Raw genomic sequence first — 22,376 nt, 5'->3', positions numbered from 1 at the left:
GGATAATCTTTTTCAGATTCAATCAATAATTGAACCGCTCTTTCTCTGATTTCAGGGGTATATTTTAATTTTGTCATCGGGATAGTCTCTCAGAATATTGACTCTCCGACAAACCCGGTACGGTTCACATTCACCTGAAAAAGAAAAAAGTGTAGCAATAATCAGATGAGGAAGGTAGCCAAGCATTCTTTAAATACGAGTCAAACTAAAGATTTATATCTTAAGAAATCCACCAAATCACTAATGGCAAAGTCACGGCGGCGCATAAAGTTTGAAAGCTAATCACCGCTGCCATAAGTTGACTATCGCCCCCCAAAACCTTAGTTAAAATGTAGGAAGCTGAAGCAGTCGGTAGCGCAAAGAAAATGACTAAAATTTGAGTTTGCAAGCTTGGTAAACCAAACCACGTACAGACCGCGTAAGCCAAAGCAGGTACTGCTAAAAGTCGTGCAAATGTGTCTGCCGCCAATACCACAATGTCTTTTTTAATTTGCATAAACTGTAAAGCTGCGCCAACACATAACAAACCTAACGGCAAACTCGACACTGAAAAAAGCTTAATAAACTGAGTAAAGCCTTCCCAAATAGGAATATGAAGCGCATTGACTGCGGCTCCGACCACACATGATGCAATCAACGGGTTTTTAATGAGTGCAATCAAAACAGGTTTAATTGCCATGTGTTCTTTAGAGGTTAGAGCAAGCACCGAAATAACATTCACAAGCGGAATGCAAAGCGCCAATAAAATTGCCAGAATTGCCATTCCTTCACTTTTAAAAAGCGAAGTGACTAAAGCCAAACCAATATAGGTATTAAAGCGAACCATACTTTGTACATGCACACCAAAACGTGCGGGTGGTATGTGCCAAAACATTCGGAGGATGTATAAAAAGGCGGTGACTGCCAAAACCACAATCAACATCACAATAATGGCTGCACTCAAGCTTTGTAAGTCAATTTTCGCAGTCGAGAGCGTACTGAAAAGCAAAGCAGGAAATAGAATATAGTAATTCAACTTCTCTGCCCCAGCCCAAAACTCATCGCTAAAAAAATGATATTTTTTAAATAAGTATCCCGATGCAATTAGTGCAACTAAAGGAAAAAGAGATAAAACAATGCTATTCATTTCTTTACTCGAGTGTTGTTGAGGCTTGCTAGTTTGGGAACTACCTTGGCTTACTCATATATTAAAGATAATGAAAACTCATGATAAAATGAGTTTTTACTCATAATAAGTACAACATGACATTTACCCAGCTTGAAATTTTTGCACTCATTGCTGAACTAAAAAGCTTCACTGCTACGGCAGAAAAGCTGGGAATTTCACAGTCAGCAGTTTCTCATGCGCTTAAATCATTAGAACAACAATGGGGTATTAACCTGATTTCAAGAACTCAAAGTGATATTGAACTCACCACGACAGGTCAACAGCTTCTTACTCATGTAAAAGAGCTATTGAGTATTTCCGATACCTTAGAAAAAGAAGTGGCTGCAATCCACGGTTTAAATGAGGGCACATTACGTATTGGATCTTTTGGGGCTTCATCCTCTATTTATCTATTGCCTGAAATTTTAGAAACCTTTCGGCAACGCTACCCAAAAATCGAAATTTATATCGATGAAGGTGAAGATAAAGAAGTTGCTCAGTGGTTATTAGAGCGACGCATCGAAGTTGGTTTTTTGATTATGCCAGATGAGCGTTTTGATACATTCCCCTTAATTGAAGATCGTTTTGTGGCCCTAATTCCGAGTTGTTACCCGCTCGCCCAACAACTCTATATTGATCCAGCACAGTTAGAAAATTGTCCTTTCATTATGACAATGGCGGGTAGTCGACATCAGGTCGAATTAATTTTAAAAAATTTTAATGTCAAACCAGATATCAAATTTTATGTTTCACAAATTCTAAGTATCGTGAGTATGGTTCACAACCAGTTGGGGGTGTCCATTGTGTCTGATATGGTCATTACTAAAGAGCTACTCTCACTTTATCCAAATGTAGTTAAACGACCATTTAAACCAAACCTTAAACGTTCTATTGGACTGGCAGTGAAAAATAAAAAACATATGAGTCCTGCTGTGAAAGCATTTATAGAAGTTGCTCAAGAGGTTTGGTCCGATCATTAATTGAATATAGATAATTTTTAAAAATTTAATAACGATCTCTTTCAGGTCGATTTATCAACATATTAGATGACTTTTAACATAAAAAGCGCCCTTATTGCCCTATCTTGAATAAAACAACGCACCATTTATCGCCAAAACCCTCCATTTCAATCCAAATTGGTGCGCTTATTGCATATTCACTTTTATGCAATTGAGTTTGTTTCGACAAACTTAGGTTTTTAGATTTCTTAAATCTATTTTGGTGCAATTTACAGACCCAGATTTGTTCCAAAATGGAATTTAGCACTTTTTTCGAGCATGCTATGCAAAATGTAGATCTGTTTTTCTTATTACTTGGTGCAGTTTTGGTTCTTGCCATGCACGCAGGTTTTGCATTCTTGGAACTTGGTACAGTTCGCCACAAAAATCAGGTGAACGCGCTTAGTAAAATTCTGACTGACTTTGCCCTCTCCGCAATCGCATATTTCTTTGTTGGTTACTACATCTCTTATGGTCAGCACTTCTTCCATGATGGTACGGTTTTATCCAATGATCATGGCTATAACCTTATGCGTTGCTTCTTTTTACTCACTTTTGCTGCGGCCATTCCTGCCATCATTTCTGGCGGTATTGCAGAACGCGCAAAAATGCGTTCACAAGCGATTGCCACACTCGCATTGGTTGCGCTGGTTTATCCGTTCTTCGAGGGAATGGTCTGGAATGGCAACTACGGTCTGCAAAAGTGGTTAGAAACAACTTTTGGCGCAGCTTTTCATGATTTTGCCGGTTCAGTCGTAGTACATGCTATGGGCGGTTGGATTGCACTTGCTGCCGTCATTTTGTTGGGCGCACGTTCTGGCCGTTATAAGAAAGATGGTCGTGTAAGTGCTCACCCACCTTCTTCTATTCCATTTTTGGCGCTTGGTTCATGGATTTTGATTGTAGGCTGGTTTGGCTTTAACGTGATGAGTGCTCAGCGTGTTGATGCAATCTCTGGTCTCGTTGCGATTAACTCACTTATGGCAATGGTTGGCGGTACAATTACAGCAAATGCGATTGGGAAAAATGACCCTGGTTTCTTACACAACGGTCCACTTGCGGGTTTAGTCGCTATTTGCGCAGGTTCTGACATTGTTCATCCAGTCAGTGCACTTGTGATTGGTGGTGCAGCGGGTGCCATGTTCGTGTATCTATTCACCTATACACAAAACAAACTCAAAGTTGATGACGTTCTTGGTGTCTGGCCGCTACATGGTGTATGCGGTGCATTTGGTGGTATTGCCGTAGGTATTTTTGGTCAAAAATGGCTAGGTGGTTTAGGCGGCGTATCATTCCTCTCTCAGCTCATCGGTACAGCACTCGCAATTGCCATTGCACTGGCTGGCGGTTTCATTGTTTATGGCATCCTTAAAGCGACCATTGGCATTCGCCTATCTCAAGAAGATGAATTCCGTGGTGCAGACTTATCTATTCATAAGATCTCAGCAAACTCTGAAGAAGGTATGTTTTAATACTTTCTAAAGTGCTTAAGGCGACGATACTACTCGTCGCTTTTTTATTTTTTATGGAAAATTGAACTTCTTTCACCAGTATAGTTTAAGAGCAATTTAAGGTTAATTTTATGTAATTAGTCACACCTATTGTCGATTGATATTGCATCAGAATGACTAATCAAAAACTTTTTTTTCAAATTAATATTCTCTTTCTTTTTTTCAGTTTTTTTATTCTTCTATTTGTATTTCCAGTCGGTGGGAAAATTGATATGTACCTCATCCAACCTTGGATTGATTCAACAGGCCATTTTTTCAATCGGGACAATTGGTATCTTGAAAGGCTTAATCATGAAATTGTAAAACAAATCATCACCGCCGTTTATGTTATCTTTTTTGGTTTATGGCTTGCGTCATTTAAATTAAAAAAATTAAAACCTTATCGCTGGCAATATGGCTATATGTTTTTTGTCAGTATGCTCGGTAGCAGTATAGTTGGCCTAATAAAGTCACAATCTGCTCACGCCTGCCCTTGGAATATGGTTCACCCTAATACTTTAGGAAGCTATATTTGGGACTTTAGCGCTAAACATGGCCATTGTTTTCCAGGCGGTCATGCAAGTGCAGGTTTTATTTTAATGACAGGTTATTTTGTTTATCGTCTTGAACAACCTAAACGTGCTTACTTTTATTTATTCTCCGGTATTTTATTAGGTTTCATGATGGGTTGGGCGCAAATGATGCGAGGAGCACATTTCCTAAGCCATAACTTATGGACAGGCTGGGTCGTTTGGGCAATAAATATTTTATTTTATGCGATTTGTATTCATCGTTTTGAGTTCGAAAAACAAGTGAAACAAGAGCTTACGTAATCACGCTCTTGTTTCATGTAAATGTAAGACTTTAGGTAATTTCACTAATACAGAAAGACCGCCAAGCTCTAAGCTCTTATCGAGAGTTAAAGTCCCACCAAGCCTTTGAGTTGCACGATCTACAATAGATAAACCTAGACCACTTCCCACCTCAAGATGGTGATGCACGCGATAAAAACGCTTAAGGACTTTATCGTAATTTTCAGGGTCTATTCCTGCACCGCTATCTTCAATTTGAATACATGCGTAGTGATCTGGATCGGTATAAACTGAAATATTAATAACACCCTGATGCGGGGTGTACTTAATTGCATTATCAATTAAATTAAAAATAATCGAATGTACAGTAGGTTCAATACTATGCATTTCGATGGGTTCATTTCTAACAAAACCTAAATCGATTTCTTTTTGCATAGCCAAGTTAACCAACTGCTCCACACAATTTAATGCCACATCATTGAGTTGAAAATATCCAGTAGGCTCGACCATACTTAAAGTTACATCTTGCTTTGCCAATGCTAAAAGCTGAGTCACCAAATGCTGAATACGTGCCAAACCTTTGCTTAAGTTTTGCAATGATTCATGCTCAGGGAACTGGCTTAGCAAAATCTTGGTTTGTAAGTTCAATGCAGTCACAGGTGTTCGTAATTCATGAGCAGCATCGGCAATAAATTGCTTCTGTTCATTTTGCGCTTTAGAAATGCGCTCAAAAAGACGGTTCATTTCGTCAATAGTAGGTAAAAGCTCTTGAGGATAATCATGTACTTCAATTGGGGTGAGTTCTTCGGAATCGCGTTCTTTTAACTCATTTTTAAAATCATCTATTGGTTTTAAACCACGACGAATAATGGCTGCTAAGGCAAATATTGCAAAAGGTAAAATAATTAAATACGGAATAAACATACTGCCCGCAAGCTCCCAAGCGAAAGCTTCACGAACCCTCTCTTGCTGACTGACCTGAATCTGGTAATCCTTCAAAGGTAAAACATAAGTTCTGACTATACCTTGAGCGGTTTTATGAGAATAAAATCCCGCTTGCTCAACAGGTGGAACCAGCAAATGTAAATGATGAGACAAATGGGCCTGATCCTTATAAGCCCAGATATCGATAAACAGATCTTCTTCGTGGTAAGTTTTATGAAAATCAAACTTACTGCTTACAGTTTTTAAAGGGTGCTCAGCTGTTCTTTCCGCTAAATACTTCATTTGAGTATCTAGAATTTCATCGACTTCTTGAAGTGCAACCTTATAAGCACTAAAAATTAAAATACAACCTAAGATGACACTGAAAATTGAGGTGCCCCAAATCAGTCGTTTTTTTAATGAATAATGCACTTTTATGAAGTCCCGAAATTTTAAATTATGATTGCCCCAAACGGTAGCCCAGTCCTCGGATGGTTCGAATAAAATCTTTACCCAGCTTCGCTCTTAAATGGTGAACATATACTTCAATAGTATTACTGGTCACATCACTATCAAAATCATATAACTTATCTTCTAAGTTGGCTTTAGAAAAGATTTTATTTGGGTGAGTCATAAGTGGAATTAAGATTGCCCATTCACGATTTGATAAATCAATGCGTTGGCCTTTAAACGTCGCAATATGCTGTTCAACATTTAAAACCAGATCACCACTTTCTAATAGTTGATCTTGACTCGCAAGTTGAGCTTCTACTCCACTACGGCGTAGTAAGGCATGAATACGGGCAAGCAACTCATCAAACTCATAAGGTTTAATTAAATAATCATCTGCACCCAAATTTAAACCATCGACACGGTTTTGTAATTGATCTCGAGCAGAAATAATTAATACTGGTGTTGCTGCTCTTTGACGGATCTGCTTCAAAACTTGCATACCATCCATCATAGGCAATCCTAAATCTAAAAGAATAAGATCAAATTTAGTCTTCGCCAATTGAGCCAAACCATCTAAACCGTTATTGACCCATTCCACCTCAAATTGATGATATTGCAACAACGTGATCGTTGATTCTGCAATCATAAAATCATCTTCAATCATCAAGATTTTTGTCATGTTCTAGGCTCGCTTTAGTTTACATGGGCACAAGAGTGCAACATGTCCAGTTGAGGGTTGATGACCTGAGTTTTTACATCCAGCAAACTTAACAAACTTGGGAATAAATTATCCTGACTTAACTTTTGTTTAGTTTGTTGGCTTAAACAATTCACTTGAGCAAGATTATGTTGTTTCCAACTTTCAGAGAACCACATAATCATTGGTACATGTGTTTGTTGGCTCGGTGCGATTGCATAAGGTGAACCATGTAAATATAAACCATGTTCTCCGGTTGATTCGCCATGATCAGATAAATACCATAAACCTGTCTGATATTTTGATATTTCTTTTAGAGTATTAATCATTTGGCTTAATACATGGTCTGTATATACGATTGTATTATCATAACTATTTAGCAATTCGGTTTGCGAACAGCCCTGTATCGCATTCGTATCACAAGTCGGTTTAAAGGGTTGATATGCCTCAGGTGCACGCTTGTAATATGCAGGCCCGTGACTACCCACCTGATGCAAAACAATCAAACGTGGGCGATCATCATCTTTGGCAATAGTAGCCAAATACTGCTTTAAGCTGTCAATGAGAATGTCATCATAACATTCGCCATCTTTACACCATTTTTTCTTTAAGTTTTCTGGAATCTGGTATTGTTCAACGCGATCACATGCACCTTTACAACCCGAGTTATTATCAATCCAAGTCACTTGGTAACCCGCACGTTTTGCAATATCTAGTAAACCTTCGCGATGACTAGCTAATTGCTCATCATAATCTACACGTGGCATACCCGAGAACATACATGGTACAGAAACCGCTGTTGCCGTACCGCATGAGCTCACTTGCGAAAAGTTGAAAATATCTTGTTTAGAAAGCTCCGGATTCGTATTTTTTGCATACCCATTTAGAGAGAAACTTTCGGCACGTGCCGTTTCACCTACAACAAGTATCATTAACTTAGGGAGGTTCTTTTGTACGCGCTGAACTTGATGAGCATCTTGTCCATATATCACAAGAGGCAGATTTTTCTTCGGAGCCTTCTTATGATAGTAAGACATAAGCGATGAAATACTATTTTGCGGTGAAATCATCCCTTTTAAATCACGATGCTCACGAAATATTGCAGCAAAATCGACATAGTAGGTAAAAAGTAAAACACCGACCACGGCCAATGAAGCTACCAGTGAAAATACCTTCTTCAATAACAACCGTGATACTTTTTCTTGTTTAAATTTAACTTGAGAAATTAAAAAAATGGGCAAAATAACAAAAAAAATTGTCCATAAAACAAAGCGTAAAGAGATTAGGTCGGTAACTTCTGACACATCGGTCTGCACCATATTTTGAATTTGGTCGGGTGAAATAATGACACCCAATGTGTTTACAAAATAAGAGCTAAAGCCACCAATAAATATCAATAAAATTGCAAAGATTTTAGCAGTCCATTTCCAATTTAAGATTTGTAAAACCGCATAATAGGTAGCAACAAGAATTATGAGAGTAGCAGCTAAAAACAAAATAGCCTTTACTCCAAAATATGGAGTTAAAGTATGAACTTGATGATAAAAACCAATATTTAAAATTGCACCTAGCCAAATGGCTATAATGAGATTAAACATAAACAGGGAAATCTGTTTATTTCTTAATGTTGAAAAAAAATTCAGCATCGTGAGTGACTACAATCTTTTTATGATGCTTTAATGTAGAAATTGAAACTTAAAAATGACTTAAATAAAAAATGATCTAATTCAGGGGCCTTATTTCATTATTATTTTTTAAATTTAACAAATAAAAAAAGACGAGGTTAAGTTTAACCTCGCCTTTTCTATTTTTAGCTAAAAATCGTTATTAGAAACTATATTTAGCCATTAAACCAACACGGTTATCTTTGTAAGACTTACCATCAAAGGTATCACGCTTACCGTTTACATACTCAACGCCTAAATCAATTGGTTTAACTGGCGTATAGATAAAGTTGATCCATGCTTGTTGAACTTTTTCATTTGCAGAGGCATTTAATCTCGCATAATCAGTGCCATCATCAGAGAACTGAGCACCATACGCTAAAGTAGAACGTAAGTTAGGTAAAATCTTATAAGTTCCACCCACTTGTACTGCTACAAATTCATTTTGCTCAATAGAATTCCCATCTACTGCGTATGGAGAGTTACTACCATACAAGTAACTATTATCACCCACAACATATGATGCGTCAGCAAAGAGTTTTAAAGGATCAGACACTTTAAAGTCAGTACCAACTGCAACGCCCCAACCAGTTTTATCATCATCAGCAAGTTGTGATTTATAATTTTCTACAAGAACACGAGCTGAAGCAGAACCTCTGCCTTCTGCATAGCCTTGAGTGATTTTAGCAGTTAATGCTGGTAGGCTATACTTAATACTATCACCTGTTACCGAAGTAGTACTATCACCTTTTTCAGCAGAAACAAATAATTGTGTAGTTGGGCCTAGTTTGTAGTTATAGCGTACTTGAGGTACACGTTTAGTACCACCACCAATGTTTGTCGAGAAGTCGATCATTTCTGGTGCATGGTTAGATAAGAAGTTTGAAGTCGTTTGACCAAACAACCAGTTGTTATAGGTTAAGTAAGCATGGCGAATACGCAATGAGCCATTTGAATCTGTGGTTGAACCAGCAAAATCGACTTCGATTTTACCACCAACTTTGTCGTCTCCAACAGGTGTATTAAAATCTAAACCGAGGCGTGTTGTTTTAGCAGTCGCGCGTAATTTATCATGTGTTTTCCCGTCTGACTTACTTACATCACCAAAGTCGTTATCTGCACCTTCAATAATATAGTTAGCATCGCCACGAACAAAACCATAAAGGTTCACATCAGCGCCAGCTTTAGACTTAAATCCTGCTAATGGAGAAGCAGGTGCTGCCACAGGTTGAGGTTGCGCTTTTACTTCAGCTAACTGTACTTGCTGTTGCTGCTGTACTTGTTGCTGTTGTTGCTGTACTTGACGTTGTTCTTGAACTAATGCTTTTAATGCTTCAACTTCTTGACGAAGCTTTCGAATTTCCTCTTTATCAGAAGTTGCCGCATTTGCCCCACTCATCATTAAAGCTGTTACTGTAATAGCTAAACTTTTAACAACAAACGATTTACGATTAAGGAATAGATCCATCAAAGACTCCTAAAAATATATTTTATGCTGCCTGTCCATGCCAAGTTGACTCGTGTGACCATTAAGCACTAAAGAATCAACCATCCTCCAAATTTGATTGCATTAATTTTATTACCGCAATCAAAACCAATTTTAACGCTGGGTAAGATTAAAAATTCCGGTCCAAAAGAATCAGCATTTACTTTTTGGTTTACAGAACCTTTACCTTAACTTCATGTTGTAACGAATCCTACACAACTCTCTTATCTTATAGAATGATTAAATCATTATTTCATTATTCTTTTTTAGACTTTAGGCTAATATCCAATCTAAATGAATATTTTTTTGCCAGTCTTATTTGATTCACATGATTTTTCTTGTTATTTGCATCCACTTCTCTCCTTGCAGCTTCCTTTTGCTTTCCAAACAAGATGGCACAATTAATAAGCCATTTAAATAGCCAAAAATATACATTTTTAAAAGATTGGCTAAAAATATAAGTATGATTTTTTAGTGCAGCTTAGTTATATTTAAATCTCTTTATTTCATCTACTTAAAGTTATTTTTTATACAGTTTTGGCAACTTTCCATAAGTAAATAGGAATTAAAAAGAGTACCGCAATACTGACAATAGCTATCAAATAATGGAAATAACCAAGCGCATCTGCAATGACTCCACTAAAGCTATAAAGACCACCACTGACTGTCGCCATGACTGAAACCTGAAAAGTAAAATCGGTACCCGCATAGTTTTTTCGACTGTAATGCATAACCAAAGTTAACATCACAACTAGTAGCATGGCAGCAAAGGCATCTTCCAAGGCATTTACAGCATAGATAAGCCATACATTTATCTTTACCTTTTGTTCATAAGCATAAGCTAAATACGCATAGCCCCCTAAACTCATAATTTTTAATATCGAAAAAGTCATTAATGCTGTGGACCTAGAAATATGTTTTAACATCCACCCAGCAATAAGTGCCCCCAATAAAGCAGCAACAGCCCCAAGCATGGTGATGTAAATACCAATCTGAGTAAAACTTAAGCCCATATCCACCATTAAAGGTTTAAGTAATGGCCCAGCTAAACCATCTGCAACCTTAAAAGTTATAAGGACGATTAACCAAGAACGAAGTTCCTTATTTTGAGAGAAGTACCCCAAGTAAGCTTTAATCTTTGTAACTAGACTTGGTTGGCTATATTGATGAGGTGAATGAGAAGTATGAGATGGCTCTTTAAATAGTAAAATAGGTAAGGTATTAATAAAGACTAAAGCGGCTAATAATAGAAAAGTCGGCTGCCATGATAACCAGTCTAGGCACCATAACACGGCTCCCCCGCCTACAATAAAACCAAGTCGTGAACCTACAACTTGAAAAGTATTTCCCCAATGTTGCTGATCGTGTTGCAATAAATTGACCGCTAAAGCATCGGTCGCGATATCTTGAGTTGCGCCTGTTAAGTTCATAAATAACAGCGTAATAAAAAAAATAAAGAGATAAAGAGGCTGATCTAAAACTTGTATAGGGAAAAAAGATAAAATACAAAGTACACCCACCGTCAAAAACTGAGCAGGTAAAATCCAGCTACGATAGTGACCTAAATGCGAGATGGCATGTCGATCTACCCACAGCGCCCAAAATATTTTGATTGACCAAGGCAACATGAGCAGCCCAAAACCACCAATATGGGCAAGAGACACACCTTGAGCTCTTAATATGACAGGTAATGCATGCGTCATAAAACCTACAGGTAAACCTTGTGCCCAATATAGGGAAAAGAGCAAAAGATAAAGATTTTGCGGTCGGAACATATATACCTACTTTTATTTATTTGTGCGGTAATAACATGAAATACCATGCGTGGTCTTACATTTTGCCAATGAAGCGCAGATTTCAAAAGATTAAGATAAAACAAAGGATGATTTAAAACTTAAAAATATGGAACAACATTTCCCTAATCTACCGTCTCAGGTTCCCCAACGTGGTAATGCTTTAAGTCGAGCATTATTTAAAAAACTCTTTTTGGCACAAGGCTGGACCATAGAAGGTGAAGTTCCCAACTTTCCTAAAGCTGTAGCCATTATTTCTCCACATACATCCAATATTGATGGTTGGTATGGTTTTCTTGCCATTTTTGGACTCGGTATCCAAATTACGGTGCTAGGTAAAGACAGTTTATTTAAGCCACCTTTTAAACGGATTTTAGATTGGGCGGGCGTTATTCCTGTAAAACGTGACTCGGCCAATGGTCTGACTGAACAAGTCGTTGCGACTATTCAACAGTATGACAAGATCTGGATTGGAATGGCGCCAGAAGGCACACGTAAGAAAGCAAAAAAAATGAAGAGTGGTTTTTACCATATTGCTGCAAAAGCCAATATTCCTATTGTGATATTTTCTTTTGATTATGACCGTAAGACTATTCACTGCTTAGGCTATTTAGCTCCAAGCGGAAATTATGATGAAGATCTCGCCAAGATTTTTGAACGTTATGAAGGAAAAATATCACCGAAAAATCGTAATTGGCTTGCAGAGCCTTTACAAAATCTTGTGAAAAAAACCTAGCAAAAATTGAACGAATCTGGTCTGATGGGCCATCTTAATTTATCTTGCCATAGATTGTTTTTCAAAGATGAAAATTGCTCAATTTGCCAGTATCGGATTTATCTCTTTAGCCCTATTCGGCTGTGATAAATTCAGCAAAACACCAACACCGACCACTTCAGTTAAAGCACGCGAACCAGTGATTGCACTTGCATTGGGTGGCGGTGGAGCAAAAGGATTTTCACATATTGGTGTTATCAAGGTTTTAGAATCACATGGTATTAAACCGAAAATTGTTACGGGTACAAGTGCCGGTAGCTTCGTAGGCAGTATCTATGCCAGTGGACAAACGCCTTATCAACTCCAAAATCTTGCGCTCAAATTGCAAGAGTCTGATATTCGCGATTTAACACTGAATCGCCAAGGTATTATTCTTGGGCAAAAGCTACAGGACTATGTTAACCGTAACGTAGGCAATAAACCGATTGAGAAATTCCCAATCCGTTTTGCAGCGGTAGCAACTCGTCTTGATAATGGCCAAAAAGCAGACTTTATTAAAGGTAATGCAGGACAAGCTGTTCGTGCATCATGCAGTATTCCAAATGTGTTTGTACCAGCAACCATTGGTAAGCAGAAATATGTAGATGGCGGACTGGTTAGCCCAATTCCGGTCAAAACAGCACGTGATATGGGTGCTGATATTGTGATTGCCGTTGATATTTCTGCACGTCCGGCAGGAAACCGACCTGCGAATATGTGGGGATTGCTTGATCAAACCATTAATATTATGGGTCAACAAAGTATTAATGAAGAGTTAAAGCAAGCTAACGTGGTGATTCAGCCTAAAGTTGGGCACTTAGGTACACTCGATTTAAAATCAAGTAATGAAGCTATTTTAGAAGGCGAAAAAGCTGCTCAAGGTCAAATTCGCCAAATTGAAACTGCAATTGCAAACTTCAAAAAATCTCCAGCTGCATTTAAGCCTGCGCCACGTCCTAAATTTTAATTGAGGTGGTTTTTTTCTATCCACACTCTCCATCATCTGCTACAGTGGTAAAAGTGATATGAAATCACTTTTACCCATCATAAAGACATATAAAAGAGCAGATCTATGGAGTTTGTTGTAGAACCTTGGCACTGGTTTGTATTGGGTATCTTACTTATTCTTTCTGAGCTGATTCTCCCTGCCTTTGCCGCTCTCTGGTTTGGTATTGCAGCCATAATGGTTTGCTTTCTCTATTGGTTATTTCCAGATATCAGCCTTACTACTCAAATAGTGCTGTGGATTGTGTTATCGGTGCTATGTACCCTTCTCTGGTTCAAATTTATTAAGCCCTTATCTATTGATAAAACTAAAGCAGGTTTACCGCGAGAAGCGACTATTGGGCAAATTGGTATGGTGATTCAGACCGAACTTGCTCATGACCAAATTATTGTTCGTTTCCCTATGCCTATTTTAGGGGCCGATGAATGGAACTGCCGAAGCACCACCCCTGTTAAGGTCGGTGATCGGGTTCGAGTCATTGATATTTCGGGTAATGACTTAATTGTTCAGCCCCACAGCACTTCATAAACATTAAAGATAAAGAGAGGTTATTTTCATGCCAGTTGGTACTATTATTGTTTTAGCCTTTTTGGCTTTTGTTGCTGTTACCATTTTTAAAGGGGTACGTATTGTTCCTCAAGGTTATAAATGGATTGTTCAACGTTTAGGAAAATATCATTCTACGCTTAATCCGGGGCTTAACTTCGTTATTCCTTATATTGATGACGTGGCCTATAAAGTCACCACTAAAGATATTGTGCTTGATATTCCATCACAAGAAGTCATTACCCGTGACAATGCTGTATTACTCATGAATGCCGTGGCGTATATCAATCTGACTACACCTGAAAAAGCGGTGTACGGTATTGAAAACTATACATGGGCCATTCAAAATCTTGTACAGACTTCACTACGTTCAATTGTTGGTGAAATGGATCTAGATGATGCCCTATCTTCACGAGATCACATTAAAGCTAAACTAAAAGCTGCGATTTCTGATGATATTTCAGATTGGGGTATCACTTTAAAAACAGTAGAAATTCAAGATATTCAGCCATCTTCAACCATGCAAGCTGCCATGGAAGCTCAAGCCGCTGCTGAACGTCAACGTCGTGCTACAGTTACCAAAGCTGATGGTGAGAAACAAGCTGCAATTTTAGAAGCTGATGGTCGTTTAGAAGCATCTCGCCGTGATGCCGAAGCGCAGGTTGTTTTAGCAGAAGCTTCTCAAAAAGCGATTGAAATGGTAACAAGTGCCGTAGGTGATAAAGAAATTCCTGTTGCTTACCTGTTAGGTGAACAGTACGTCAAAGCAATGCAAGAGATGGCGAAATCAAGCAATGCTAAAACTGTTGTGTTACCTGCAGATGTTTTAAATACAATTCGTGGCATTATGGGAAAGCATAATTAATTTAATTGCTTCAAATAAGCCATTGAAATCAAAACGGCGACAATCATGTCGCCGTTTTTATATTAAGTATTATTGGTTATTTAATCTTTGCTGATCTTTCAAAGGAAGCTTTTTTACGACCAAGTCATAAGAGTCGCGAATCAAATCCCGGAGAAAATCGCTTGTTAAATTTTTATGCGGTTTAATCGAAATCCAGTGTTTTTTATTCATGTGATAGCCGGGAATAATAAATGAATAAAGCTCCTGATATTCCTGACTTTTGTAAGGGTCACATTTGACATTAATCATTTTTACGCCAGACACTTCCACTGTCAGCATAAACATTTTTTCTAAAATTTTAAAAACTTCATACTCTGGACCAAATGGATGAGTTTGCTCACTAAAAGGGAGATTACGCGCCGCCTCTATTGCAAGTTGATGAAGCTGTTCACCATTCATTCTTTTCTCCTGTATTCATTAAGTCTGAATAGAAGTAGGAAGATTGATTTATGTTTTTATTAATTAGTACGAGCTAACAGGAATTGTGAAATCTCAACTAATTCTTTTGCGTTTTCACCGAAATGCGCTAAAGCTTCGAAAGCTTGATCATGCAATTCTTTGGCATATACTTGTGCTTGCTCTAGTCCCATTAGAGCAGGATAAGTCGATTTTTGTACTTGTTCATCTTTACCAGCGGTTTTGCCCAAAGTTTCAGTGCTCGACGTAATATCCAAAATATCATCTTGGACCTGAAAAGCCAGTCCAATTGCTTGACCATATTGACGTAGTTTTGGAATTGCCTGATCTGTACCCGAGAAAATTGTCACTGCCCCCATCATAATGGCAGCCTGAATAAGCGCACCCGTTTTATTACGGTGAATATTCTCTAGTTCGTCTTGAGAAATTTGCTTAGCTTCGGCTTGTAAGTCTAAAACCTGTCCACAAACCATTTTAGAACTAGCGGTAGCTAAAATTTGAATTTGCTTTAAGACAATTGCAGCATCCGTTCCCTGCCCTTGCTCATCAAACAAACGGCTCCCTAAAACTTCAAAAGCCATTGATTGTAAAATGTCACCCGCAAGTAACGCGGTATCTTCACCAAATGCAACATGACACGTTGGCTGACCACGGCGAAGCAAATCATTGTCCATACAAGGCAGGTCATCATGTGCTAAGGAATAACAATGGATGAGTTCAACAGCAACCGCAGCACGGCGAGCAGCCGCAAAATTTGGATTATCTTGTAAAGAAGCTGTAGCGTAACACAAAGCCGGACGCACACGTTTTCCACCGAGCATAACTGCATGGTGTACAGCGCTTTTTAAAGGTTCGGGAATTGAGAATGCAGCCAGTGTCGTCAATAAATCTTGTTGAATACGTTGTTGAGCTTGTTTTAAAACATCCGCATTAACTTGAGAGAGTGATGACACAGTCGCCTCGTAAAATCAGTAGAGAAATTTTATTGAATGTGATGAAACATTCATGTGCTACATCATACACGATTCACTGTAAAAAGTGCGTGATGAGTTATGGATGTCAGAAGTAAAAAAGCCTCTCTAGGGTAGAGAGGCTTTTCATTTAAATGACTTTTAGAAACTGTCACCCGGAACGCGTACCCAACCTTCCATTAACACACGCGCACTACGACTCATAATGGCTTTTTTCACCACCCATTGGCCATTTGTAAGTTCAGCTTGGGCACCAACACGTAATGTTCCAGATGGATGTCCAAAACGTACTGCTTCACGTTCTCCACCACCAGCCGCTAAATTTACTAAAGTGCCTGGAATCGCAGCCGCTGTACCAATTGCTACCGCTGCTGTTCCCATCATGGCATGGTGAAGTTTGCCCATCGACAAAGCTCGAACGAGTAAGTCGACATCGTTCTCTGAAACGTTTTTACCGCTTGAAGCTGTGTAATTTTTTGGTTTAGAGACAAAAGCAATTTTTGGTGTGTGCTGACGTGCGGCTGCTTCTGAAATATCTTTAATTAAGCCCATCTGAACTGCACCATAGGCACGAATTTTTTCAAAACGTGCTAATGCTGCTGCATCACCATTAATATGATCTTGTAATTCAGTACCTTCGTAGCCTAAATCTTCTGCATTTAAGAAAATGGTTGGAATACCAGCATTAATAAATGTGGCTTGAAAACTACCAATCTCTGGAACATCTAATTGGTCAACAACATTCCCTGTCGGGAACATATCACCGCCCTCTTCACCATCATCGGCAGGGTCTAAAAACTCAATTTGAACTTCAGCGGCAGGGAAAGTTACCCCATCTAGTTCAAAGTCTCCGGTTTCTTGAACTTGGCCATTGGTGATAGGTACATGCGCAATAATAGTTTTTTGAATATTTTTTTGCCAAATTCGAACAGTACAGAGGCCATTTTCAGGAATACGATCGGCATCAACCAAACCATTTGAAATCGCAAATGAACCAACCGCAGCTGTCAAATTACCGCAGTTACCACTCCAATCTACAAAAGGCTGATCTATTGAAACCTGCCCAAACAAATAGTCGACATCATGATCTGGCTGTGTACTTTTAGCGAGAATAACGGTTTTACTGGTACTCGAAGTCGCTCCACCCATTCCATCAATTTGTTTTCCATAAGGGTCTGGGCTACCAATGACACGTAGCAAGAGTTGATCTCTTGCTTGACCTGCAACTTGAGCTTTTTCCGGCAAATCATCAAGTTTAAAGAATACACCTTTACTGGTTCCACCACGCATGTAAGTTGCTGGAATTTTAATTTGCGGTACGAAGCTCATATCAACTGTTATCCTTACTATTGTGTTTTTATATCTCAAAACAAGCAGACTTGTTTAGTCATTCGCTTCATCTTAAATCGTTTTATGATCAAGAGATAGCACTGTACTTTTATACATCAATCGTATTGACGCAGGTTTATTTTGGAAATTTCAATTCATGCCTGCAATGACCGAATAAAGCAAAATCATAAGAAAAAAAGTCTATCAAAAAATATATTTTTGGAAGATTTTTCAACCAATTTAACACGATTAAAAGCAAGTTTATGATTTTAAATATTTTTTATAGTTACTTTACAGTCATCCCTTGTTCAATTGTAGTCTAGGCTAAAATAAATCCATCTATTAGAATAATTTACTTATTCATTGTGAGTGAAGACCTTTGACCAACGAATCTTCTACACTTCAACGAGGACTAAAAAATCGACATATCCAATTAATTGCTATGGGTGGAGCAATTGGTACCGGATTATTTTTAGGCTCGGCGCAAGTGATTCAATCTGCGGGACCATCCATTATTTTAGGATATGCCATTGGTGGCTTAATTGCTTTTTTAATTATGCGCCACCTGGGAGAAATGATTGTTGAAGAACCTGTTGCAGGATCCTTCAGCCATTTTGCGTATAAATACTGGGGGAAATTTCCCGGATTTTTAGCTGGATGGAATTATTGGATGCTCTATGTTCTGGTTGCGATGAGTGAACTCACCGCGGTAGCCAAATATATTAATTACTGGTGGCCTCATATTCCAGCATGGACTTCTGTCTTATTTTTCTTTGTCGTGATTACGGCAATTAACCTAACAAACGTCAAATTTTATGGTGAGTCCGAATTCTGGCTCGCTATTATTAAAGTTGCTGCGGTTATCTCTATGATTGTTTTTGGCCTTTATTTGCTATTTACAGCAGATGTAGGTTCAAGCATTTCGTTTAGTAACCTTTGGTCTCATGGTGGATTTTTTCCAAATGGCTTTAGTGGCCTCTTCTATATGTTGGCTTTCTTGATGTTCGCCTTTGGTGGTATTGAACTGATTGGTATGGCCGCGGCAGAAGCAAAAGATCCGAAAAAAACCATTCCAAAAGCAATTAACCAAGTTGTTTTCCGTATCTTGATTTTCTATATCGGTTCACTAGCGATCTTACTTTCATTAGTGCCGTGGAACCAATTAGATCTAGGCGGACTCGATAAAAGTCCATTTGTTATGATTTTTAGTCAAATGGGTATTGGTTGGGCTGCACACTTACTGAACTTTATTATTTTAACCGCTGCTCTCTCTGTTTATAACAGTGGGATGTTTGCAAATAGCCGTATGCTTTACGGTTTAGCTCAACAAGGCAATGCACCAAAAATTTTCAAGAAAGTAAATAAACAAGGTGTACCTGTACCAGCAGTTTTGCTATCGGCATTACTCATTTTTGGCTGTGTTCTTTTAAATTACTTTGTACCAGAAGATGCTTTAAGCCACTTAATGTATATTGTTGTTGGAGCACTGGTATTGAACTGGGCGATGATCAGTATGACTCACCTTAAGTTTAAATCAGCAATGAAAAAACTCGGTCAAAAAACTCACTTTCCTGCACTTTGGGCACCGTTTAGTAACTATTTGGTTTTAGGTTTTATTGCTGTAGTACTCTACATTATGTGGAGTCAGGGCTTTAAAGAATCAGTGATGATGATTCCTATTTGGATCGTTCTCATGTTTATTTTGTTTAAAGTACTCAATGCCAAAGAACAGTAATCTAACAGCTTGTACTTAAAACCATAAAAAGTCATTGCCTCGGCAATGGCTTTTTTGTTTATAATCAGAAAATTATGCGCCCTTAGCTTAACTGGATAGAGCAGTTGCCTCCTAAGCGACCGACGTGGGTTCGAGTCCCGCAGGGCGCACACTTTTAGTTAATTAATCCTTCACTTCAGCCAGCAATGTTTCAGCTGCAAGTTTGCCTAAATTATTAGAAGCAAGCGGACTATCGCCCGTTAACAATTTACGGTCTCGATGACATTGACCAGTAATGCCAGTATTCAAAATCTTCACGCCGAGCTTTTCAAGGTTTTCACCCACTAACCACGGTAAAGCTCCAGGCATGTAACCAATATCAATATTCGCTCCCTTATCTAACGAATCAGGGAATACACAAATTTGATAATCTTTAAAAATATAATTCTCAGGCTGTTCATCTACTGCGGCAGCCAGTAACGAAGCTGGACCATGACATAACGTAATAATAAATTTGTCTTGTTCAACTGCCCATTTAAGAACTTTCTTCACTTCAAGGCTATGCGGAATCTTAGCTAACACCCCATGCCCACCCGGAATAAATACAGCCGCATATGGAGAGTTTTCACCGACTACATTTTCTAAAATATCACCAAGTTTTAACGGATTTTTTAATTTATCTGCATATTTCTGGAAAGTATCTAATACCACTTGTTCTTGCTTTGGCATTGCCCACATTTCAAGTTTGGCTGGATTACCTGAAAGTGTCGCAACATCAATTTCAAATCCGGCATTATCTAAATGGAACATTGGCAAAAGCATTTCTACTGGATGGTTTCCGGTAGAAAAGAACTTACCGTTTTGCATCTGGATATAGCGTTCATCAGTTGCAATCATTAAAACCTTTTTATTGCCCGCATACGGCGTTGGATAGGTTGTGCCATCGTAATCTGTTTTAGGAGAAGTATACTGACTCAGTGAATATGGTGATGGGAAGAACGCATTATCTTCTGCCAAATCTGGAGTTGGATTTTTATCATTTGATGCTGGGGTATTCATGGTTACCATCCTTTAGAATTGAAGAGCGAAATAACAGCTTTAAGACAGTTATTATTTCTTAGTAAATGTATATTCAGATCAAGAAACAGGTGCAATCTGCCAATAGAATTTGGCAATTTTTATATAGAAATAGGCACAATTAATAATTATAAAATTTCAGTTTAGGCAAACATGTCATTCACCTAAACTGTCACAGATAAGATTAAGCATTCATCTCTAAAACGATCTTTCCAATATGGTCGCCCTGCTCCATACATGCATGAGCACTTTGTACATCTGAAAAAGCATAGGTTTTATAGATTTGTGGTAAACACTTGCCTTGCTCCAATAATGGCCATACATGTTCATGTAAAGATTGAGCAATCTGTGCTTTTTCTTGGCTATTACGCGCTCGCATCGTTGAGCCTGTAATCGTCGCGCGTTTTAAGATCAGTTTCTGCAAGTCAAATTCTTTTGCAATTCGACCTCCCATAAAGCCAATAATGACAAGTCGGCCATCACGTTTTAATAGATTTAAGTTTTTCTGAAAATAAGAGCCACCCACAATATCCAAAATAACATCAACACCTTGTTCTTGAGTATGGTTCAAAATTTCCTGCTCAAAATCTTGGGTTTTATAATTAATTGCTGTGGTTAAGTCAGAGAGTGCTTCAACTTTATCTTCACTACCAACAGTAGCAAAAGTTTTAATACCTAAAGCATGGCAAATCGCTAAAGCTGTGGTTCCGATCCCACTTGCACCGCCATGAATCAGTGCAGTTTCATCTTTCTTTAAACGGCCAATATCAAAAAGATTTGCCCAAACCGTAAAGAATGTTTCTGGAATCGCAGCAGCTTGAGTAAATGATAAATTCTCAGGTATTGGCAATACTTGAGTTGCAGTTACCGCACAGTATTCTGCATACCCGCCACCATTGGTTAAAGCACAAACCTTGTCCCCGACTTTAAACTGTTGCACTTGCTCACCCACAGCAACCACTACTCCAGCGACTTCAAGTCCAGGGATTTGAGTAACCCCTTTAGGCATTGGATATAACCCCATACGCTGTAAGACGTCAGGGCGGTTAATTCCAGCGGCTTTAACCTCAATTAAAACTTCATCAGCTTGAGGTACCGGAACATTTGAATCTTGAAGTTTTAAAACCTCAGGTCCGCCAGGAACCGTAATTTCAACAATTTTCATGGTTGTCGGAAGATTCATTGATATGCTCCATGTTTGGTTTATATTTAAGACGTGTTGATTTACTTTAGTTTGTTGATAATTTAGGTGGAACTCCAAACAGCCGCTTAAACTCTCGACTAAACTGTGAGGCACTCACATATCCTACTTCATAGGCAGCTTCTGCAACGCCCATTTGGTTATTTAGGATTAGATCACGGGCCTTATGTAACCGAGTAATTTTGATGTACTGTAATGGAGAATAGTTGGTAACTTTCTTAAAAGCTTGATGAAAAAGCGAAACGCTCATTCCTGCTTGTTTAGCCAACTCCTGAACCGTTAAGTTACGATAATAATCTCTTTGAATAATTTCACAAATCGTATAAATCACTCCACTTCGGCTCATAATAGCCGAAAGGTTCTGGATAAAATCACCACCGCCAGCTTGTAAAACCCGATAAATAAGTTCGCGTTTCACCTGCTCTCCTAAGATTGCAGTATCTTGCTTGGAACGAAGTAAGTTCAACAAGCGTAAAGCAACATCAGATATAACCGAGTTCATTTCAATAATATTTAAACCACAGCTCAGTTTTATCTCTTTGTTATCAAAATCTTCTATAAGTGGTCGCTGCTCTTTATCCATTTTAGTCGCCAGCTCAGCCATCATTTGAGGTTCAAATTTAATCGCAATTGCAAGCATTGGTTCACGCTCAACCAACGTATCGCAATCAAAAGGAATAGCAATTGAGATAAATAAACACTGGCCTTGTTGAAACTTAAAAATATCTTTTCCGATATAAGCTCGTTTTACACCCTGAATGACTAAAACAATGGAAGGCTCTTGCAATACAGCAACCGGCTGTGTGGAATGATCTACCCTCATCAGGGTGATATTTGAAATATGAGTGGGATATAACCCCTCTTGAGGAGCCAAATACAAAAAAGCCTCTACCAAACTTTTCGTCAAGTCATTCTGTTGCATTGCTTTATTTTTTACGGGCTATTTAAGATTTACTATATCAATCAAACTAAAAGGAAAAAGTATTTCTTGGT

General features: G+C 38.4%; 20 protein-coding genes and 1 tRNA gene. 9 read left to right on the top strand and 12 right to left on the bottom strand.

Annotation, left to right across the window (positions count from 1 at the left end):
- Positions 1-220: 220 nt before the first annotated feature.
- Positions 221-1,126, bottom strand: coding sequence for an AEC family transporter (locus tag NQ782_RS14455; protein ID WP_057092943.1), 906 nt, complete (start codon positions 1,124-1,126; stop codon positions 221-223).
- Between the two features lie 116 nt (positions 1,127-1,242).
- Between NQ782_RS14455 and NQ782_RS14450 the strand changes: the two genes are divergently transcribed.
- The 3 genes from NQ782_RS14450 to NQ782_RS14440 all read left to right on the top strand — a co-directional run bounded on the left by NQ782_RS14450 (position 1,243) and on the right by NQ782_RS14440 (position 4,468).
- A complete protein-coding gene (locus tag NQ782_RS14450; RefSeq protein WP_057092945.1) occupies positions 1,243-2,127 on the top strand; it encodes a LysR family transcriptional regulator in 885 nt (294 codons plus the stop codon).
- 302 nt (positions 2,128-2,429) lie between these two features.
- Positions 2,430-3,617, top strand: coding sequence for an ammonium transporter (locus NQ782_RS14445; protein ID WP_002010839.1), 1,188 nt, complete (start codon positions 2,430-2,432; stop codon positions 3,615-3,617).
- A 152-nt stretch (positions 3,618-3,769) separates the two neighbouring features.
- A complete protein-coding gene (locus NQ782_RS14440; protein ID WP_000184466.1) occupies positions 3,770-4,468 on the top strand; it encodes a phosphatase PAP2 family protein in 699 nt (232 codons plus the stop codon).
- On the opposite strand, the gene NQ782_RS14435 is transcribed toward NQ782_RS14440, so the two are convergent.
- From NQ782_RS14435 to NQ782_RS14415, 5 genes are all read right to left on the bottom strand, one after another.
- Entirely contained in the window at positions 4,469-5,803 is a 1,335-nt protein-coding gene (locus NQ782_RS14435) for a two-component system sensor histidine kinase PmrB (protein WP_000559381.1), read from the bottom strand.
- Positions 5,804-5,828: 25 nt separating this feature from the next.
- Positions 5,829-6,503, bottom strand: coding sequence for a response regulator transcription factor (locus NQ782_RS14430; RefSeq protein WP_000161505.1), 675 nt, complete (start codon positions 6,501-6,503; stop codon positions 5,829-5,831).
- Between the two features lie 14 nt (positions 6,504-6,517).
- Positions 6,518-8,167 (bottom strand): phosphoethanolamine transferase, encoded by a 1,650-nt coding sequence (locus NQ782_RS14425; RefSeq protein ID WP_108593843.1) that lies wholly within the window; start codon positions 8,165-8,167, stop codon positions 6,518-6,520.
- 181 nt (positions 8,168-8,348) lie between these two features.
- Positions 8,349-9,653: a DcaP family trimeric outer membrane transporter gene (locus tag NQ782_RS14420; RefSeq protein WP_000362909.1), complete on the bottom strand. Its 1,305-nt coding sequence runs from the start codon at positions 9,651-9,653 to the stop codon at positions 8,349-8,351.
- 545 nt (positions 9,654-10,198) lie between these two features.
- Entirely contained in the window at positions 10,199-11,446 is a 1,248-nt protein-coding gene (locus tag NQ782_RS14415; protein WP_057093553.1) for an MFS transporter, read from the bottom strand.
- Positions 11,447-11,573: 127 nt separating this feature from the next.
- Between NQ782_RS14415 and NQ782_RS14410 the strand changes: the two genes are divergently transcribed.
- The 4 genes from NQ782_RS14410 to NQ782_RS14395 all read left to right on the top strand — a co-directional run bounded on the left by NQ782_RS14410 (position 11,574) and on the right by NQ782_RS14395 (position 14,635).
- Positions 11,574-12,200, top strand: coding sequence for a lysophospholipid acyltransferase family protein (locus NQ782_RS14410; RefSeq protein ID WP_057093554.1), 627 nt, complete (start codon positions 11,574-11,576; stop codon positions 12,198-12,200).
- Between the two features lie 67 nt (positions 12,201-12,267).
- Positions 12,268-13,185, top strand: a complete 918-nt coding sequence (locus NQ782_RS14405; RefSeq protein WP_000684973.1) for a patatin-like phospholipase family protein — start codon at positions 12,268-12,270, stop codon at positions 13,183-13,185.
- Positions 13,186-13,290: 105 nt separating this feature from the next.
- Entirely contained in the window at positions 13,291-13,752 is a 462-nt protein-coding gene (locus tag NQ782_RS14400) for an NfeD family protein (RefSeq protein WP_000397559.1), read from the top strand.
- 28 nt (positions 13,753-13,780) lie between these two features.
- Positions 13,781-14,635 carry an SPFH domain-containing protein gene (locus NQ782_RS14395; protein WP_001143942.1) on the top strand — a complete coding sequence of 285 codons (855 nt, stop codon included), beginning with the start codon at positions 13,781-13,783 and terminating at the stop codon, positions 14,633-14,635.
- 69 nt (positions 14,636-14,704) lie between these two features.
- Here NQ782_RS14395 and NQ782_RS14390 read toward each other — a convergent pair whose 3' ends face one another.
- The 3 genes from NQ782_RS14390 to prpF all read right to left on the bottom strand — a co-directional run bounded on the left by NQ782_RS14390 (position 14,705) and on the right by prpF (position 17,391).
- Positions 14,705-15,073: an MmcQ/YjbR family DNA-binding protein gene (locus NQ782_RS14390; protein ID WP_005122808.1), complete on the bottom strand. Its 369-nt coding sequence runs from the start codon at positions 15,071-15,073 to the stop codon at positions 14,705-14,707.
- 59 nt (positions 15,074-15,132) lie between these two features.
- Positions 15,133-16,044, bottom strand: coding sequence for a polyprenyl synthetase family protein (locus tag NQ782_RS14385; RefSeq protein ID WP_000097114.1), 912 nt, complete (start codon positions 16,042-16,044; stop codon positions 15,133-15,135).
- Between the two features lie 159 nt (positions 16,045-16,203).
- Positions 16,204-17,391, bottom strand: coding sequence for a 2-methylaconitate cis-trans isomerase PrpF (prpF, locus tag NQ782_RS14380; RefSeq protein WP_000011482.1), 1,188 nt, complete (start codon positions 17,389-17,391; stop codon positions 16,204-16,206).
- 379 nt (positions 17,392-17,770) lie between these two features.
- Between prpF and NQ782_RS14375 the strand changes: the two genes are divergently transcribed.
- Entirely contained in the window at positions 17,771-19,126 is a 1,356-nt protein-coding gene (locus NQ782_RS14375) for an amino acid permease (protein WP_002016863.1), read from the top strand.
- A gap of 76 nt (positions 19,127-19,202) precedes the next feature.
- Positions 19,203-19,275: transfer RNA gene (locus NQ782_RS14370), tRNA-Arg, on the top strand.
- Positions 19,276-19,288: 13 nt separating this feature from the next.
- Here the strand turns inward: NQ782_RS14370 and hchA are convergent.
- The 3 genes from hchA to NQ782_RS14355 form a co-directional block, all read right to left on the bottom strand.
- Positions 19,289-20,164, bottom strand: a complete 876-nt coding sequence (gene hchA / locus NQ782_RS14365; RefSeq protein ID WP_024432716.1) for a glyoxalase III HchA — start codon at positions 20,162-20,164, stop codon at positions 19,289-19,291.
- A gap of 202 nt (positions 20,165-20,366) precedes the next feature.
- Entirely contained in the window at positions 20,367-21,365 is a 999-nt protein-coding gene (locus NQ782_RS14360; protein ID WP_001053074.1) for an NAD(P)H-quinone oxidoreductase, read from the bottom strand.
- A 46-nt stretch (positions 21,366-21,411) separates the two neighbouring features.
- A complete protein-coding gene (locus NQ782_RS14355) occupies positions 21,412-22,305 on the bottom strand; it encodes an AraC family transcriptional regulator (RefSeq protein WP_001186876.1) in 894 nt (297 codons plus the stop codon).
- Positions 22,306-22,376 lie beyond the last annotated feature (71 nt).

Origin of the sequence: Acinetobacter sp. BD54, from assembly GCF_044778325.1 — a bacterium.
Classification (GTDB): domain Bacteria; phylum Pseudomonadota; class Gammaproteobacteria; order Pseudomonadales; family Moraxellaceae; genus Acinetobacter; species Acinetobacter baumannii.
Note: the sequence above shows the minus strand (reverse complement) of the source record. Positions and strands in the feature narration are given on the sequence as shown.

What these genes read in the sequence shown, in the direction of transcription:
- NQ782_RS14455 (WP_057092943.1), bottom strand. Translation starts at nt 1,126, where the DNA reads ATGAATAGCATTGTTTTATCTCTTTTTCCTTTAGTTGCACTAATTGCA.
- NQ782_RS14450 (WP_057092945.1), top strand. Translation starts at nt 1,243, where the DNA reads ATGACATTTACCCAGCTTGAAATTTTTGCACTCATTGCTGAACTAAAA.
- NQ782_RS14445 (WP_002010839.1), top strand. Translation starts at nt 2,430, where the DNA reads ATGCAAAATGTAGATCTGTTTTTCTTATTACTTGGTGCAGTTTTGGTT.
- NQ782_RS14440 (WP_000184466.1), top strand. Translation starts at nt 3,770, where the DNA reads ATGACTAATCAAAAACTTTTTTTTCAAATTAATATTCTCTTTCTTTTT.
- NQ782_RS14430 (WP_000161505.1), bottom strand. Translation starts at nt 6,503, where the DNA reads ATGACAAAAATCTTGATGATTGAAGATGATTTTATGATTGCAGAATCA.
- NQ782_RS14425 (WP_108593843.1), bottom strand. Translation starts at nt 8,167, where the DNA reads ATGCTGAATTTTTTTTCAACATTAAGAAATAAACAGATTTCCCTGTTT.
- NQ782_RS14420 (WP_000362909.1), bottom strand. Translation starts at nt 9,653, where the DNA reads ATGGATCTATTCCTTAATCGTAAATCGTTTGTTGTTAAAAGTTTAGCT.
- NQ782_RS14415 (WP_057093553.1), bottom strand. Translation starts at nt 11,446, where the DNA reads ATGTTCCGACCGCAAAATCTTTATCTTTTGCTCTTTTCCCTATATTGG.
- NQ782_RS14410 (WP_057093554.1), top strand. Translation starts at nt 11,574, where the DNA reads ATGGAACAACATTTCCCTAATCTACCGTCTCAGGTTCCCCAACGTGGT.
- NQ782_RS14405 (WP_000684973.1), top strand. Translation starts at nt 12,268, where the DNA reads ATGAAAATTGCTCAATTTGCCAGTATCGGATTTATCTCTTTAGCCCTA.
- NQ782_RS14400 (WP_000397559.1), top strand. Translation starts at nt 13,291, where the DNA reads ATGGAGTTTGTTGTAGAACCTTGGCACTGGTTTGTATTGGGTATCTTA.
- NQ782_RS14395 (WP_001143942.1), top strand. Translation starts at nt 13,781, where the DNA reads ATGCCAGTTGGTACTATTATTGTTTTAGCCTTTTTGGCTTTTGTTGCT.
- NQ782_RS14390 (WP_005122808.1), bottom strand. Translation starts at nt 15,073, where the DNA reads ATGAATGGTGAACAGCTTCATCAACTTGCAATAGAGGCGGCGCGTAAT.
- prpF (WP_000011482.1), bottom strand. Translation starts at nt 17,391, where the DNA reads ATGAGCTTCGTACCGCAAATTAAAATTCCAGCAACTTACATGCGTGGT.
- hchA (WP_024432716.1), bottom strand. Translation starts at nt 20,164, where the DNA reads ATGAATACCCCAGCATCAAATGATAAAAATCCAACTCCAGATTTGGCA.
- NQ782_RS14360 (WP_001053074.1), bottom strand. Translation starts at nt 21,365, where the DNA reads ATGAATCTTCCGACAACCATGAAAATTGTTGAAATTACGGTTCCTGGC.
- NQ782_RS14355 (WP_001186876.1), bottom strand. Translation starts at nt 22,305, where the DNA reads ATGCAACAGAATGACTTGACGAAAAGTTTGGTAGAGGCTTTTTTGTAT.